12 protein-coding genes and 1 pseudogene are annotated in these 16,092 nt (G+C 46.1%); 6 read left to right on the plus strand and 7 right to left on the minus strand.

Annotated features, from left to right (window positions below; genetic code table 11):
- From QUA23_RS25985 to QUA23_RS25995, 3 genes and pseudogenes are all read right to left on the minus strand, one after another.
- Window positions 1–434, minus strand: a pseudogene (locus tag QUA23_RS25985) (heavy metal translocating P-type ATPase); the annotation flags it as partial.
- A 215-nt stretch (window positions 435–649) separates the two neighbouring features.
- A complete protein-coding gene (locus QUA23_RS25990; protein WP_333078539.1) occupies window positions 650–1,084 on the minus strand; it encodes a VOC family protein in 435 nt (144 codons plus the stop codon).
- Window positions 1,085–1,279: 195 nt separating this feature from the next.
- Entirely contained in the window at window positions 1,280–1,789 is a 510-nt protein-coding gene (locus tag QUA23_RS25995; protein WP_006631343.1) for a TIGR02652 family protein, read from the minus strand.
- 106 nt (window positions 1,790–1,895) lie between these two features.
- Between QUA23_RS25995 and QUA23_RS26000 the strand changes: the two genes are divergently transcribed.
- The 4 genes from QUA23_RS26000 to QUA23_RS26015 all read left to right on the plus strand — a co-directional run bounded on the left by QUA23_RS26000 (window position 1,896) and on the right by QUA23_RS26015 (window position 7,494).
- Window positions 1,896–2,441 (plus strand): gamma carbonic anhydrase family protein, encoded by a 546-nt coding sequence (locus tag QUA23_RS26000; RefSeq protein WP_333078538.1) that lies wholly within the window; start codon window positions 1,896–1,898, stop codon window positions 2,439–2,441.
- A gap of 41 nt (window positions 2,442–2,482) precedes the next feature.
- Window positions 2,483–3,088, plus strand: coding sequence for a Uma2 family endonuclease (locus tag QUA23_RS26005; RefSeq protein WP_333078537.1), 606 nt, complete (start codon window positions 2,483–2,485; stop codon window positions 3,086–3,088).
- A gap of 196 nt (window positions 3,089–3,284) precedes the next feature.
- On the plus strand, window positions 3,285–5,741 hold the full coding sequence (locus tag QUA23_RS26010) for a GH116 family glycosyl hydrolase (RefSeq protein ID WP_333078536.1): 2,457 nt from the start codon (window positions 3,285–3,287) through the stop codon (window positions 5,739–5,741).
- Window positions 5,742–6,060: 319 nt separating this feature from the next.
- Entirely contained in the window at window positions 6,061–7,494 is a 1,434-nt protein-coding gene (locus QUA23_RS26015; RefSeq protein WP_333078535.1) for a protein adenylyltransferase SelO family protein, read from the plus strand.
- Between the two features lie 159 nt (window positions 7,495–7,653).
- On the opposite strand, the gene QUA23_RS26020 is transcribed toward QUA23_RS26015, so the two are convergent.
- From QUA23_RS26020 to QUA23_RS26030, 3 genes are read right to left on the minus strand one after another with little or no spacing between them, the layout of a single operon-like run.
- On the minus strand, window positions 7,654–10,068 hold the full coding sequence (locus QUA23_RS26020; protein WP_333078534.1) for a tetratricopeptide repeat protein: 2,415 nt from the start codon (window positions 10,066–10,068) through the stop codon (window positions 7,654–7,656).
- On the minus strand, window positions 10,025–12,223 hold the full coding sequence (locus tag QUA23_RS26025; RefSeq protein WP_333078533.1) for a tetratricopeptide repeat protein: 2,199 nt from the start codon (window positions 12,221–12,223) through the stop codon (window positions 10,025–10,027). The genes QUA23_RS26020 and QUA23_RS26025 overlap by 44 nt, the downstream gene beginning before the upstream one ends.
- 29 nt (window positions 12,224–12,252) lie before the next feature.
- Entirely contained in the window at window positions 12,253–12,489 is a 237-nt protein-coding gene (locus tag QUA23_RS26030; protein ID WP_333078532.1) for a hypothetical protein, read from the minus strand.
- 92 nt (window positions 12,490–12,581) lie between these two features.
- Here QUA23_RS26030 and QUA23_RS26035 point away from each other — a divergent pair, with 92 nt between their 5' ends.
- Together QUA23_RS26035 and mnmE are read left to right on the plus strand one after the other, a co-directional pair.
- Entirely contained in the window at window positions 12,582–12,791 is a 210-nt protein-coding gene (locus tag QUA23_RS26035) for a hypothetical protein (protein WP_333078531.1), read from the plus strand.
- Window positions 12,792–12,841: 50 nt separating this feature from the next.
- Complete coding sequence (mnmE, locus tag QUA23_RS26040; RefSeq protein WP_333078530.1) at window positions 12,842–14,227, plus strand: tRNA uridine-5-carboxymethylaminomethyl(34) synthesis GTPase MnmE; 1,386 nt, start codon at window positions 12,842–12,844, stop codon at window positions 14,225–14,227.
- A gap of 227 nt (window positions 14,228–14,454) precedes the next feature.
- Here mnmE and QUA23_RS26045 read toward each other — a convergent pair whose 3' ends face one another.
- Window positions 14,455–15,993 carry a SagB/ThcOx family dehydrogenase gene (locus QUA23_RS26045; protein WP_333078529.1) on the minus strand — a complete coding sequence of 513 codons (1,539 nt, stop codon included), beginning with the start codon at window positions 15,991–15,993 and terminating at the stop codon, window positions 14,455–14,457.
- Between the last annotated feature and the right edge of the window lie 99 nt (window positions 15,994–16,092).

Below are 16,092 nucleotides of genomic sequence, written 5' to 3' on the forward strand. Positions count from 1 at the left end.
TCTTGAAAAAGTTCTCCGATTTTGAAAAACAACATCACCCCGACTGCTTCCGGGAGTTTGTGAATAGCGACAGCGCCGAGTGTTGCTATAGTCATTAAGAAATTTTCATCAAAAAATCGACCTCGCAGAATGTTGCGACTCGCATTGGTTAAAACATTCAATCCGCTTAAAAGATAGGCTGGGATGAAAACCAGATATTCACCTATAGAATAGGGCGTGTTGTGGAGTTTTTCTTCAAAAATTAAACCGCCGACAAATAGTACAACAACAAATATCACAGGAATCAATTCTTGATTCAGGTTGAAATCTCCGACGTTGTGGTCGTGGCCATGGCCGTGGTCATGGCCGTCGTGGTTAGGATTCTCATGGGTGCGATTGTCGTCGTCGTGACTGCAACTACAGCAGCCGGAATCGCTCGATTTGGCTTTTTGCATGGTTTTTCCTGGGTTTGGGCTTACACCTGATCGTATGAATAGATATTCATATTATAGAGTCAAAAATAAAAGCTACTATATTTTGAGTTAAAAATCTAGTAGCTTTTATAAAAATATTGTTAAGTTGGTAGGGAACGTTATGAGGGATTAAGAGTAAAAACTATTCTCCCTTTCCGGTTGAGAGAGAATGATTATCCATAGTCGTTAGTCATTAACTAATTAAGCCGCCGGATAAACTCTAAAGGCAAACCATCAGTATCGGCAATAAAGGCTACTTCGTAAACATTTTGCCCGATCGCCTGTTGAGTCGGTTCTAATAAAACTTTCAAAGCTTGAAACTGGTTTGGTTGGTCTTTAGCAGCTTCCTCAAACCGTTCTTTCAGAGACTGCAACCAGCTAGGCAAGTCAGTTGTCGCCTCAGTTAAATCGAAAGATAAATGATAATATCCAACATAATGCTCGTCTGCGAAAGCATCCGGTGCAGGTTTTGGTTCCGGGATTTGAATTAGTTCGATGCGTCCGTTGAGACCTTCCATCCAACAGGCTAGAGTGTAACCAGTGGTAAAGCGATCGCTCACAGTAAATCCCAACTGTTCGTAAAAGGCGATCGCCCGGTGAATGTTAGCAGTGCGAATCGAGGCGTGGTGCATTCGATTTTAGATTTTATATTTGAGATTTTAGACTGGGAAGTAGGAATTGCGGTTTGAGATTTTATATTTGAGAGGGTAAACTCGGAAGTCGGAATTAAAAATGGTCGCATCTTTAACGCGAAAGCAATAGAGCCTTCTTCCCTCTTCCCTCTTCCTTCTTCCCTCTTCCCTCTTCCTTCTTCCTTCTTCCTTCACTTATTCAAACAACCGAAAATAGGGATATCTAATCGGAACTCCCGGCTCTTTTTCCAAATCAAAATTAATCACTTCCCAACAAGGGTCTTCTTGGGGATCGGGGCTAAAATCCACAGGCAAACCGTACAGCCTCGGCCGGGGCGATTCCGACTGGCCGCGCCAAGGCGTGCTGCGTTCCAAATAAGCGCTGATTAAGTCCCGATAGCGTTGGGCAACGATCACGCGAGTTGCTCGGTAGCCTTGAGTATAGAGTCGATCGAGCGCCTCGTGAATTTCAAACCGAATCCCGTCCGGGTGGGTGTGCTGGCGATACCATTCATTCTCCCAGCGGCGCCAGTGCCGCCCAGACTGAAGGTGAACCAGTTCCCCCGTTTTTGGATCTGCCTCAAATGCCCCGTGACGCGGACACAAATAGGTATCCGTTAGCGTTAGAGCCGGAATTGTTTGGCGACAGTGGGGACACTGAATTTCCGGGCCAAACATCGGGTATTGCAAGGCAACTTCAATCATTTATTTGCGTCCCAGCATATTTTCTCTGCAAAAGTCCCAAATACTTTTATTATATCCCGTATCAACAACCAGCTAATCTGCTAGAAGTATAACGATCGACCAACTAATGAGCAATCTCAACGAATCTCAGTCTGCACTTCCTTCCTATTGGCCAAGGCCAGATCTATCCCAAGCGGCTTTTGTCGCTGAAGGCGCTGTTGTGATCGGCAGAGTAGAGGTGGCTGCGGGCGCTAGTATCTGGTACGGGGCGGTGGTGCGGGCGGATGTAGAGCGAATTGCGATCGGCTCAAGTACCAATATCCAAGATGGAGCAATTCTGCACGGCGATCCGGGGAAACCGACGGTTTTGGAAGATTTCGTGACAGTGGGACACCGAGCTGTGATTCACTCAGCTTACATTGAACGGGGCTGCCTGATCGGGATTGGGGCGATCGTCCTCGATGGAGTCAGGGTGGGAACAGGCTCTATCGTCGGTGCAGGGGCTGTTGTCACCAAAGACGTTCCCCCTCACACGCTAGTTGCGGGAGTGCCTGCCAAACGCCTGCGGGATGTCTCTGAGGAAGAAGCTGCGGAGTTGGTGGAACACGCTAAGCGTTACGAAAAGTTGGCTTTGGTACACGCCGGGAAAGGTTCTGAGTTGGGATTTGGTTAGTTGATAGAATAAGATTTTCAGCAAAAAACTATTAGTTTCCAATGGCTTACACCGCGCCAAAAATCCTAACTTTTGAAACATTCCTCGATCGATATTGTGACAACTTCCGCTACGAGCTCGCTGACGGAGAATTAATTGACATGGAACCAACAGGCCCGCACGAAACCGTCAGCGGTAAACTAGCAACTCAAATTGGCATCGGCATCGCAGCCGAAAAACTACCCTGGTTCATTCCCCGCACTTGTTTGATCCGTCCATTTTCAGATGCAGCTACTGCCCGCCGTCCTGATATTGTCGTATTAGATGAAACTGCTATTGTCAGCGAACCTCTGTGGGAAAGAGAACCTGTGATTACGCTGGGGCGATCTGTTAAATTGGTGGTAGAAGTAGTCAGCACTAATTGGGAAACAGATTACGCCCGAAAAGTTGAAGAATATGCTCTTTTAGGAATTCCAGAATATTGGATAGTCGATTATCGCGGATTGGGAGGCGTGGCTTTTATCGGTAAACCAAAACAACCTACTATCACCGTTTGCCAACTGATTGACCAAGATTACATCCAGCAACAATTTCGCCTCGGTCAACCGATTATTTCTCCTCTGTTAAAAAGCTTGCAACTTCGCCTGGATGATATTCTGCCCCGTTAGGCGATCGCCCAAGCGATTTTAGATTTTAGATTTTAGATTGGAGAATTGATGAAGCCGGCGAACCTGGAACCAATTGCTTTAGGCAAACAATCAACAGTCAACAACCTTCGGAAAAATCGGGATTTGTTCGAGTGATAAAAGTTTAAAATTAAATAAAAAAATTGTCAATTCTCGATCGAGCGCTAAGATTAATCACATGAATAACGATCGCACATCCAATCCAAACATCCCCCCGCACACCTGGAAACGTCCCATTGGCCTCGGTTGGGAGAATCCCTATACAGTCCGCTACGCAAGCAATCTCGACGACGGGCCCTGGCACGGAATGCCTTTGGGCGGATTCGGTGCCGGCTGCATCGGGCGATCGCCCCGTGGCGACTTTAACCTCTGGCACATTGACGGCGGCGAACACATTTTTCGCAGTTTGCCCGCTTGTCAGTTCAGCGTTTTTGAAGAAACTCAAGGTAAAAAACAAGCTTTTGCACTCTCCACTGAACCGCCTACCGATGGCAGTTTATCTAGTTGGAAATGGTATCCATCGGAAGGAAGAAGGAAGAAAGAAGAAGGAAGAAGGGAAGAAGGAGAAAGAACCGGGGAAGAGTCTAATTCTTCGGGTACTTATCATGCTTTGTATCCGCGCAGTTGGTTTGTTTACGAAAATGTGTTTCAGGCTCAATTAAGCTGCGAGCAATTTTCCCCAATTTTGCCGAACAATTATCAGGAAAGCAGTTACCCTGTTGCCATGTTTGAATGGGTGGCGCACAATCCTACAGATGCGCCGATCACTCTCAGCATCATGCTGACTTGGGAGAATATTGTCGGTTGGTTTACTAATGCCAATAAGTCCCCGAAAGTGATGGTGCGAGATGATGGTAGTCCATTTTATGACTATCAATCCCGGTGGGGAGAAAGTGCCGGAAATTTGAATTTGTTGGTGGAAGATTTTCACCGCATCGGTTGCGTCATGACGCGGTTGACTGCTGAGGACGAACCGCAAGAGGGGGATGGACAATGGGCGATCGCAACTATTACTAATCCGGCGGTAGAAGTATTCTATCAAACTCGCTGGAACCCGGCGGGGAATGGCGAGGATATTTGGCGCAACTTTTCTGCTGAAGGTTTCTTGTTGGATGACAAAGACGAGACAGCCGCAGCAGCAGGAGAACAGTTGGCTTGTGCGATGGCAGTTCGCTTTACTCTTCGACCGGGAAAAACGCGCAAAATCCCCTTTATTATAGCTTGGGATTTGCCCGTTACTGAGTTTGCATCGGGAGTTTGGTACTACCGCCGCTATACAGATTTCTTCGGCCGCAATGGCAAAAATGCTTGGCCGATTATTCGCACTGCAATGAAGCATTCGGATACTTGGCGCGAAAATATCGAAGCTTGGCAAAAACCGATTTTAGAACGGAAAGATTTGTCAGACATTTTTAAAATGGCGCTGTTTAACGAGTTATACGCCCTGACAGACGGCGGTACTCTGTGGAGTGCGGCTGACGAACGCGATCCGAAGGGTCAATTTGCGGTTTTGGAATGCATTGATTACCGCTGGTACGAAAGTTTGGACGTGCGGCTTTACGGTTCTTTTGCTTTGTTGATGCTGTGGCCGGATTTGGAAAAGTCGGTGGTTTTAGCGTTCGCTAGAGCAATTTCAGCCGGAGACGATACGCCGAGAATTATTGGCTGGAATCAAGCTTCGGCTATTAGAAAAGCTGTCGGCGCGACGCCGCACGATTTGGGTGCTCCTAACGAACATCCTTGGGAGAAAACGAATTATACTAGCTATCAAGATTGCAATTTGTGGAAGGATTTACCTTGCGATTTTGTGTTGCAGGTTTATCGGGATTTCCTGTTGACTGGCGGCACAGATTGTGAGTTTCTGCAAGAGTGTTGGCCGGCAATTGTTGAGGCTTTGGCTTATCTAAAAACTTTTGATGAGGATGGGGACGGAATTCCTGAGAATTCGGGAGCACCGGATCAGACGTTTGATGACTGGCAAATGCGGGGGATAAGTGCGTATTGCGGGGGTTTGTGGTTGGCGGCGCTGGAGGCTGCGATCGCGATCGGCGAAATCTTGGAAGAGGCAGCACCGCAGATAATTCCTAATCCCAAATCAAAGATAGCACTATATCACAGTTGGCTGCTACAAGCAAGACCGAGCTATCAAGAAAAACTGTGGAACGGTCAATATTACCGTTTGGACAGCGAGAGTAATTCCGAAGTGGTGATGGCTGACCAACTGTGCGGTCAATTTTACGCGAAACTGTTAGGATTGCCGGATATTGTGCCGCCAGAATGTGCAGTCAGCGCTTTAGAAACTGTGTACGATTCTTGCTTTTTGAAGTTCAACGATGGCGAGTTCGGTGCGGCAAATGGCGTGATGCTGAATGGTTCGCCGGAAAATCCGAATGCGACTCATCCTTTGGAAGTTTGGACGGGGATTAATTTTGGGTTGGCGGCTTTTTTGGTACAGATGGGGATGGAGGATAAAGCGTTTAAATTGACGGATGCGGTGGTGAAGCAGATTTATGAGAATGGGTTGCAGTTTCGGACGCCGGAAGCGATTACGGCGGGGGGAACTTTCCGGGCGAGTCACTATTTGCGGGCGATGGCAATTTGGGCCATTTACGGGGTGTTGACGAATTTTAAATAGGGCAAAATGTATATTAGCTAGTGAATCCAACTAAAATTTAAGCCTTAAACTCCCTTTTTAGCAAGGAAAACGGTTAATTCAACTATCAATAAAATTGACCGTAAAAAGTTTTTCCCTTCGAGGAAGACATTAATTTCTCATGCTAAAACTTCAGCTTGGCTAAAATTTGAGCATGAAAAAGCCCGCAGATGGGAGGGCATCGAACTCGGCTATAAACGAGAGATAAAAAGGGTCTGAGGCAATTGTTGAGACCAATGCAGTTCGCACCTTAGTTGTATATAATTTGGAGCGATCGCCAATTTCAAGATAAAATAGAAAAATGTCAAATCCCTTACTTTCCCTCAACTACGAACCCGCCATCGAATCTCTCGGTGGCGACTATTTTGATGAAGTCCCTGCGGCCGATTTTCCGCAGCACATTCTCCGGTTCCGCAACGATGAATTATTGCCAAAATTGGGTTTAGACCCCGCACAAGTAACCGACCAACATTTTATCGAAGCGTTCGGCGAATTTCACTGCGTCCGTCCCTTTCTCGCACTTCGCTATCACGGCTATCAATTCAACGCATATAACCCCAATTTAGGTGACGGTAGAGGCTTCTTATACGGCCAAGTTCGCGGGACTGACGGCCGACTTTACGACTTCGGCACTAAAGGTTCCGGCCGCACTCCCTACTCGCGCGGCGGTGACGGTAGACTCACTCTCAAAGGGGGAGTTCGCGAAGTTTTAGCCGCCGAAGCTTTGCACCGGTTGGGAGTTCGGACATCTCGCTGTTTTAGTTTAGTTGAAACGGGCGAGGCTTTGTGGCGGGGCGATGAACCATCTCCGACGCGATCGTCCGTAATGGTGCGTTTCAGTCATTCTCACATTCGGTTTGGAACTTTTGAAAGATTGCACTATATCCGCCGCCCGGATTTAACTAAAAAACTTTTAGATTTTGTTATTGAATATTACTATCCAGAACTGCATTTAGAAGCAAGTAATGTTGGTATCTCGCCTGCCGAAAAATATGCGCTATTTTATGCAGATTTAGTCAAGCGAGTAGCCGAATTAGTCGCTCAGTGGATGGCAGCAGGATTTTGCCACGCTGTGCTGAATACTGATAATATGTCGATTACTGGAGAAAGTTTCGATTACGGGCCTTTCGCTTTTATCCCAACTTACAAGCCTGAATTTACAGCAGCTTATTTTGACCATTACGGTCTTTATTGTTACGGGAATCAACCGTTGATTTGTAGGGACAATTTAGAGAAGCTCCAGGAACCGCTAGCAGCGGCGATTCCTCAAGCTGATATGGATGCGGGTTTGGCAAAGTTTGGCGATTATTATAATGCAGCTTATCGGCAGTTGATGCTCAATAGATTGGGATTTGAGGATTTGCCAGAGGCGGAGGGAGATGAGTTGTTGAAGGTGACAATTAAAATGCTGGCGGAGTCTCAAGTAGGCTATCACGATTTCTTTTTTGAACTGCGAAGACAGTTCGATCGCACTTGGCGAGATGATGCTAGTTTAATTTTTGCTGAGGCGGAACCCGCGGACTTGATAGCACCTTGGCGACAGTTTTATTATCACGTTTTGCAAAGTTTGTCTGCGGATGATATGGATAAAATGGCTGACTGGCTGCTCCGGCACAATCCCAAACAATCCCTGTTGAGACCGACGATTGAGGCTGTTTGGGAAGCCATAGCTATTGAGGATAATTGGGAACCGTTTTATGAGTTGGTTAAACGACTTCAAGACCCAGAAAATTGATTGATAATAGCTGGCATTAATAGCGCTCAGGGGCTGGTTTACGTGCATTTTCTGTTGGTATGAAAGATTAGCGTGACCCAGCCCCTGAGCAATCTGAGATTATAAAATTCTGCCACATAAAAAATATAATACCCAGAAATAATGACTAATGACTAATGACTACTTGAGCTTTTCAATCTCAAATTGTGCATCTTTGTAACCGCCAGTAAGTCCTTGATCTAAAAACATTTTGCCGGCTTTTTCTAAATCGCTAATTGCTCCTGCTTTGTCTCCCAAGGAGCGGCGAACTATGCCTCTACCGTAGTAAGCAGCAGCATAATTCGGACTGATCCGAATAGCTTGCACGTAATCGGCGATCGCACTATTGTAATTCTTTAACTCCTGATAAATCTTAGCCCGATTGGCGTAAGCTTCAGCATTGTTGGGATTGAACCCGATTGCTGCTGTAAAATCTGCGATCGCTCCCTGGGCGTCACCCCCTGCGCTGCGAGCTAAAGCACGATTGTTATAAGCATTATAATCATTCGGATTCACTTTCAGCGCTTGAGTGCAATCGGCAATTGCTTTCGGATACTCCTTCAAATTTAAATAAGCAATGCAGCGATTGTTGTAAGGAACCCCATCCTCATCGCTCAGCGAAATTGCCTGAGTGCAATCGTCAATTGCCGCTTGATGCGCTCCCAAATTCAACTGCGTACTGCAACGATTAGCATAAGCATCTGCACTCTTGGGATCGATCGCAATTACCTGAGAATAATCCGCCAAAGATCCCTGATAATCTCCTAGGTGAAAGCGAGCTCTCCCCCGACTGTAAAAAGCATCAACATTCTTAGCATCAAGTTTAATTGCCTCAGTATAATCTCCAATCCCGCCCTGCAAATCGCCGCTCCCAGCACGAGCCAACCCCCGCGAATGATAAGCTTTAACAAGGTTCGGCTGCAACCGAATTACTTCGGTAAAATCCTGAATAGCCATCTTGTAGTCTTGCAGCTCTAAATAAGTAACTCCTCTTTCATAATATGTATCAGCATCCTTGGGCTGGAGATTCAAAGCCTGATTGTAATCCTCAATCGCCCCGCGCTTGTCGTTAAAATCGTGACGGGCTAGCCCGCGGTTAAAATAAGCCTGAACATATTTAGGATTCAGAGTAATAGCTTGAGAATAATCCGCAATTGCTTCTTGATATTTTTTTAAATCATAATTAGCATTACCGCGCTGGTAAAAACTTTCAGCATTTTTAGGATTCAATTGAATTGACTTATTAAAAGCCTGCAAAGCTGCCTCCGCATCTTTATTGCGAGACTTTTCTACTCCCTGTTCGTAATATTCCTTAGCTTTAATCGGATTCGGTCGGCTCCAATAACTAAATAGAAATATCAGAACTATTACCGCCCCTATGCCCCCCAAAATCAGCAACCCAAATCGACTTCCCAAACCTGAATAAAAACGATCGGAAGACACTAAGCTGGGAGCAATACTTTTCTTGTGAGCCGTATTCACCGGCTCTTGGCGGTGTCTCAACTTGCTAAGAGCTACCAAAACTTCCTCGGCAGATTGATAGCGCTTGGCAAATTGGTGACAGACCATTTTGTCAATTATATTGGCTAATCCCACTGAACATTGAGATCGGTTTCGCCAAACAATTTCTCCCGTATGAGAAGGACTCGGATCTTGCAATTTTGGCAAATCCGTACCGGGTAAACCAGTGATAGCTTGGACTGCCATCATCCCGACTGCATAGAGGTCACTGCTAAATTGCGGGTTGCCTTGAAATTGTTCGATCGGCATATAAGCCGGAGTTCCCGTAGCAATGGTGCGCGGAAATTCTGTATCGTAGTCACTGACGTGACTCGCAACTTCTTTAACCGAACCGAAGTCAATTAAAACTAATTTGCCGTCTGGTTTGCGGCGGATTAAGTTGGAGGGATTAACATCGCGGTGAATCACTCCCTGAGAGTGTACGAAGGCGAGAACTTGTAACACTTCTTCTAACAGATCCAGCACGCGTTCTTCTCGCCAAGGTTGACCGGCTACAATTTCCCTATTTAGGGCGTGTCCGGGCACAAACTCTTCGACGAGGTAGAACTGATTGGCTTCTTCAAAATAAGCTAGTAAAAATGGAATTTGATCGTGTTTTCCCAGCTTTTCTAATATTTCTGCTTCTTGTTTAAATAAGCGGTAAGCGGTTTTGAGAACAGTGGAAGTGTTGCTGGGAGGGCGCAGTTGTTTGACTACACATTGAGGGTGGCCCGGCCGGCGAGTATCGACAGCTAAATAAGTTTGTCCAAAAGCTCCTGAACTGAGAATTTGCACTACGCGATAACGCCTGTCTAAAAGTTGACCAACCATGTTCATATCTATAAGTGAGAATTGGTAACGGGGAGGTGGTAATTTGGAATTGGTAACGGGGAGTTGGTAATGAGAACTTGGTAATTGGGAATTGGTAATTGGGTCTTCTTGTTTCTTCCTTCTTCCTTCTTCCTTCTCCCTTTTTTCTTCTTTTTTTAACATCTGAATGGTGACTAATATTTTATTTAGGGTCGTTGATTTGTGATTGTGCGTTTTGGAAACCATCGGCTCTTCCTTGTTCTAGAAAGAGGGTTGCAGCTTTCTGAAAATCCTCGATCGCCCCGGTACGGTCTTTGAGTTGGCGGCGGACGAGGCCTCGGCTGTAAAAAGCGCTAGCATTGTTGGGGTTGAGCCGTAGCGAGTGAGCGAAATCCTCAACCGCTAAAGGGTAATTTTTTAGTTCTGAGTAAATAGTACCGCGATTGCTGTAAGCTACAGCATCGCTGGGATTGAGTCGAATTGCTTGAGTAAAATCTTCTAAAGCTCCCTGCTTGTCTCCCGAAGCCGATCGAGCTAATCCTCGATTGCTGTATGCTTTGGCATTGTTGCCGTTGAGTCCGATCGTCAAACTGCAATCTTCGCTGGCCTTTTGAAATTGTTTTAAATTCAGATAAGCAATGCAGCGGTTGTTGTAAGCTGCTTCATCTTTTGGAGCGAGGCGAATTCCTTCGGTGCAATCTGCAATCGCTTTGTCGTAGGTGGCCAAATTCAAGTAAGCGCTGCACCGATTGGTATAAGCATCAGCGAGATCTGGTTGCAATTCGATCGCCTTAGTATAATCTTCCATCGCTCCTTGATAATCTGCCAGATTAAACCTCGCTCGACCGCGACTGTAGTATACGCCAGCTTGTTTGGGGCTAATTTGAAGGGCTTGAGTAAAATCTGCCATTGCTCCTGTTTTGTCGCCTGCTGCCGATCGAGCTAAACCCCGATTGCTGTAAGCTGTAGCATCGTTGGGACTGAGCCGAATTGCTTGAGTGTAGTCTTCAATTGCCGCGCGGTAGTCGCCCAAATCGTAGTAGGCTAAACCCCGCTGAGAGTATGCCTCACCGTCGCTGGGATTCAGTCGCACTACTTGGGTGAAATCTTCCACTGCCCCCCGCTTGTCCCCGATGTCGAGGCGGGCCATACCTCGATTGTAGAGAGCTTTGGTGTGGTTAGGATTGACTTTAATTGCTTGCGTGTAATCCTGTATTGCTTGCTCGGTTGCGCCCATGTCGTAGCGAGCGTTTGCCCGCTTGTAGTAAGTTTCCGCGTCGCTGGCATTCAGGGCGATCGCTTGAGTATAATCGGCGATCGCGCCTGTTGTGTCACCTTGCTGCGCCTTGGTAACGCCACGGGCTAACAATTCTTTTGCTCTCGCGGGACTTTGACTCTGCCAAAAGTAAATTATCAGTGCCGTGAGGATTAAAGCTGCCGCTGTTGCAACCAAAAGCAGCAGTTTGGTTTGGCTTTGTCTTCGCGGTTGACTCATAGCGTGCGTGATGATAGTGGCTGGCGGCGGCTCAACCTCCAATTTTACGGCGATTTGTTGGAGGTCTGCTAAAACTTCCGCTGCCTCCTGATAGCGTTCCTCGCAGTCAGGGCGCACCATTCGATCGATAATATCTGCTAGGGCCGGTGAACAAGTTGCTCGGTTTTGCCAGGGAATTTCGTTTTTGTTGTTTTTTAAGGCACTCAGTTCGTTGGGTGAGAGTCCCGTCACGGCAAGCTGGGCGATCGTACCTAGAGCGTAAATGTCGCTATTGTACCGGGGGTTGCCGTTCAATTGCTCGATCGGCACGTATAACTCCTGGGCCCCCAAATCCTGTTTTTTTGCCTCATGCCGTTTCACAGAGTTCGGGGAAGTTTGCGACAACAAATGACAGTTAGCAAGTTCCGGGTTAATTTCTTTGTCTAAGCTAAAGTCTACCAATACAAATTTGCCGTCTGACTCGCGCCGGATCGCTCTGTCTGGTTGAATTCTGCGGTGAATGAAACCTTTCTCGTGTATGAACACCAAAATTTCTAATATTTCTGATAGCAGACTAATTACTTGGTCTTCATCCCAAGGTTGACCGGGTATTAGTTCTTGACTTAAGGGTAATCCGGCAATAAATTCTTCAATTAAGTATAAACTTTGATTTTCCTCAAAATACGCCAATAATTCGGGAATTTTGTCGTGTTTACCCAATTTTTCAATTATTTCTGCGTTTCTTTGAAATATAACTTTGACTAATTCTGGAGTTTGCGAACTTGTGCCGGGTAGCCGCATTTCTCTAACCGTGCATTGCGGATACCCGGGACGGTGAGTATCTGCTGCTAGATAAGTTTTTCCCACCTCACTTGAGTCTGTGACTTTAATGATGCGGTAACGTCTGTCTAGAAGTTGACCAATCATGATTTGCCCTCTACCCTGTCAATGTTCCATTATCGCATGAAATCAGAATAGCCAAAATATTTGGCTGAGTAATTTAAGTTCGATCGAGCCGTGACTCCCACCCAAAAACGGATAGTTGCTTTCCCACAGGAGTCGTTAGCCTCCCCAAATTTTAGACCAGAGTTGAATATCCCCGATTCATCTGTGGAGTCAATCTCAAATCTCAAATAGACTGACTGAGCAAACGGGTGATGGGAATGGCGAGCCAAGTCCAGCGCTGTAGCCACGCTCTTCTAATATCTTAGAAAAAAAATGCTGAAATTGTTTATCCTCTCAATGAAAACTGTATAATTTAACAACCGGGGCGGAGGTGACTCAAATGAACGTACAACTGGTTGAATCCCTAATTCAAGTTATCCTGTCTCTCGAAGCCGGCGAGCAATTAGCGATCGCAGGAAAAAGATTAAAAAATCTCCCTTGCCTTTTGACTCAGAAACTCGTGCAGCTTACCCAAAAGGGCGGAAATTTAATTTTTTTGAATGACGAACCAGAGATTTATATCCTCGAATACCGAGAAGCAATTGCCTGATACTCAAAAACAGGAAATTGAGAGAAATTTTAAATGTGTGAACAATAAAAATGTCTGAATCATTAACAAAAGGAGGAACGATCGCTGCGATCGCCACTGCCATAGTTCCCCAACAAGGCAGCGTCGGCATTGTGCGAGTTTCCGGTTCCGCAGCCTTAAAAATTGCCGAAACTCTGTTTTGCGCCCCAGGACGGCAAATTTGGGAGTCTCACCGCATTCTTTACGGTCACATCCGCCGCCCCAAAACTCAAGAATTAGTCGATGAAGCTTTGCTGCTAATCATGAAAGCACCGCGTTCTTTTACTCGCGAAGATGTGGTGGAATTTCACTGTCACGGCGGTATTATGGCCGTGCAGCAAGTCTTGCAGTTGTGTTTGGAAAATGGGGCGAGATTGGCGCAGCCGGGAGAGTTTTCGCTGCGGGCTTTTTTGAACGGGAGGCTGGATTTAACTCAAGCTGAAAGTATTGCAGATTTGGTGGGAGCAAAATCGCCCGCTGCTGCACAAAGTGCTTTGGCTGGTTTGCAAGGAAAATTAGCGCAGCCCATTCGCAAATTGAGAACAACTTGTTTGGACGTGCTGGCAGAAATTGAGGCGAGAATTGATTTTGAGGAAGATTTGCCGCCTTTAGACGAAGCTAAAACTTCTTTGGAAATAAGTCATGTTTTGGAGGAATTGTCAACAATTTTGGCAACCGCAGATCGTGGAGAATTGTTGAGAACAGGTTTGAAAGTAGCGATTGTCGGGCGACCGAATGTGGGAAAATCGAGTTTGTTGAATGCGTGGAGTAAGAGCGATCGGGCGATCGTCACGGATTTGCCAGGTACGACGCGGGATGTGGTAGAGTCGCAGCTAGTTGTGGGCGGCATTCCGGTGCAGGTGCTCGATACTGCGGGAATTCGAGAAACAGAAGACAAGGTAGAAAAAATTGGTGTTGAGCGATCGCGCGCAGCAGCAAAACAAGCCGATTTAGTGTTGTTGACAATTGACGCGGAATCTGGCTGGACAGAGGAAGATTCGGAAATTTACGAACAAGTAAAGTACCGCCAGCTAATTATAATTATCAACAAAATCGACCTAGTAAAAACCATCACTGAACTACCTTTTTCCTCGGAAACTCACCGCATAGTTACCGCAGCCGCCGCCCTCGATAGAGGCATAGAAGACTTAGAAACAGCAATTTTAGATGCAGTCAGCGGGGGAAATTTGCAAGCAGCCAACTCAGACTTAGCAATTAACCAGCGGCAAGCAGCAGCCTTAACCAAAGCTAAAATTTCTCTAGAACAATGCACGGATACTATTAGCAACAAATTGCCTTTAGATTTCTGGACAATAGATTTGCGCGGGGCAATTCAAGCATTGGGGGAAGTTACGGGCGAAGAAGTGACAGAATCAGTGCTCGACAGAATATTTAGCAGGTTTTGCATTGGTAAATAGTCATAGAAAAAGAGTAAATTAAATAGGTAAGATGTCTCGCATTTTAGTTGTATTTTTAGGGCGGGCGGGACGCCAACCCCACAAGAATTTTACTCTTTGTGGAACAGGCATCTTGCCTGTTCTTGAGAATGGTGTAAGATGTTAATTTCATCAAACTTGACTGTAAAATTTAGATGCGCCTAGGCTTAGTGAAGCAATACTACTGACAAATAACAACTAACTTATTGTCACGATCGAGGTCTTCCCAGACTTGTAATATAAAGCACAGCTTCACCTGCCGGAATACCGAGAACGTCATTGACGCGATCGTCAAAAAAGCCCGCGATACCGCTGACACCCAAACGGAGTTGCATAGCTGCTAAATTCAACCGCTGGCCCAAATGACCCGCGTCCATGTGCAAATAGCGGTAAACTCGATCGCCATATTTTCCTACAGCCCTGTTCAAATCCGCCGTGTGAAATAACAGCGCCCCCGCATCTCTGCCTAAATCTTGCCCCAAACACAAAAAATGCAATTCCCGGCGGAAATTTTTAAACCGAATTTGCCGCAATTCTTGAGCTTTCGGAGCGTAATAGTAACAGCCTTCTTCTAACCCATTCACTCCCGAAACAGCAATAAAAGTCTCGATCAAACTTAGATCGAAATAGTCTGGAGAACCGTCTAACCCTTGGTCGATATAGTGCTGGGGCTGGTAAGTAAAATCGAGCATAGCTAGCAGTTCGCCCAAGCTCAAAGAAGCACCTGTATAAGCACGGGTAGAACGCCTTTTTAGCATAGTGTTTTCTAAACTTTCCAGGTTCACTCCCCAAGGAATCGAAGGAGTGACCGTCGAAACTTTAGTACAAAAGGGAAAGTTGTATTTATCCTCTAGTACCCCTTCACTTTCATCAAGTTTCCAGCCGTCTGCTCCGGTAGGGTCTGAGTCTAAATGCGTGGCTTTGTGGAGGTATTTTAACAGTTGACCGTCGGAAATTTTAGGGTAATCTGTGGTGGTGTTTCCGGGCAAAGCAGTTTTAAATTTAGGCAAGTTTTGGTCAATATCTAGCAAGTCGGCTAAAGCAACTACACAAATAGCTCCTTCTTGCTCCGAGTCGATGTACAGTAATTCATTGACAGCTTCGTCGGCGAATCCTCCAATCAGGTGAGGTCGGTAATCGTTGACGGCGCAAGCTAACTCGATATTACTCAATAAATGACCGGTGTCTAGAAAAATTCGCCTATAAGCTCGGTCTTCGTAACGCCAAGAAGAACGGAAAAAAACAGTGGTAATGGCGATCGCCAATTGGGTATTTTCTAGCGCTGGCGACTGGAAACAAGCGGCTTGCAATGATGGCCAAACTTGACTGTCCCAAAAATGAACAAGTGAATGAGTTCTGCACTGATAGTTGTAGAGTCCGGCCGGCAACTGGGCAGTGCCGCGGGAGATTAAATAAACCTCTGCTGGGTAGAGTCCACCCGCCGACGGTGCAGATCGCAAATACAGGTAGCTGTCGTCTACCGTCTGCACTTTCGCCGTCAACCCGTAGCTGCACAGCAACAAGCTGGATAACCGATGCCACCAAGCGGCATCGGACTCGGCATCGGCATCCTCCGAGGGGTCTTTTAGATAAGGCTTGAGGTCAAAATACGCTCCAATTTTATATTCTTTGAAAGGCACAGGTTGCTCTGTCCAATCTAGCTGTTTACTTTTAGCAGCAATGGTTTCAGGGTCGTATTTTGTCCGTTCGTGGTAGTGCTGAGCAATGGAGAGAGGATGTTCTGGCATATTTCAGTAGAGGATTGGCTTTGGTTTCTCGATCGATCTTGACATTACTAACCGCTTACTGGTTGAGCAAGGCAGAAATTTACAAATATAAAAAAAATC

This window comes from Microcoleus sp. Pol1C5 (genome assembly GCF_036701115.1).
Lineage (GTDB): Bacteria > Cyanobacteriota > Cyanobacteriia > Cyanobacteriales > Microcoleaceae > Microcoleus.

Coding starts and splice junctions, on each gene's coding strand:
- QUA23_RS26025 (WP_333078533.1), bottom strand. CDS start 12,223: ATGATTGGTCAACTTCTAGACAGACGTTACCGCATCATTAAAGTCACA.
- QUA23_RS25990 (WP_333078539.1), bottom strand. CDS start 1,084: ATGCACCACGCCTCGATTCGCACTGCTAACATTCACCGGGCGATCGCC.
- QUA23_RS26000 (WP_333078538.1), top strand. CDS start 1,896: ATGAGCAATCTCAACGAATCTCAGTCTGCACTTCCTTCCTATTGGCCA.
- QUA23_RS26035 (WP_333078531.1), top strand. CDS start 12,582: ATGAACGTACAACTGGTTGAATCCCTAATTCAAGTTATCCTGTCTCTC.
- QUA23_RS26005 (WP_333078537.1), top strand. CDS start 2,483: ATGGCTTACACCGCGCCAAAAATCCTAACTTTTGAAACATTCCTCGAT.
- QUA23_RS26010 (WP_333078536.1), top strand. CDS start 3,285: ATGAATAACGATCGCACATCCAATCCAAACATCCCCCCGCACACCTGG.
- QUA23_RS25995 (WP_006631343.1), bottom strand. CDS start 1,789: ATGATTGAAGTTGCCTTGCAATACCCGATGTTTGGCCCGGAAATTCAG.
- QUA23_RS26020 (WP_333078534.1), bottom strand. CDS start 10,068: ATGGTTTCCAAAACGCACAATCACAAATCAACGACCCTAAATAAAATA.
- mnmE (WP_333078530.1), top strand. CDS start 12,842: ATGTCTGAATCATTAACAAAAGGAGGAACGATCGCTGCGATCGCCACT.
- QUA23_RS26045 (WP_333078529.1), bottom strand. CDS start 15,993: ATGCCAGAACATCCTCTCTCCATTGCTCAGCACTACCACGAACGGACA.
- QUA23_RS26015 (WP_333078535.1), top strand. CDS start 6,061: ATGTCAAATCCCTTACTTTCCCTCAACTACGAACCCGCCATCGAATCT.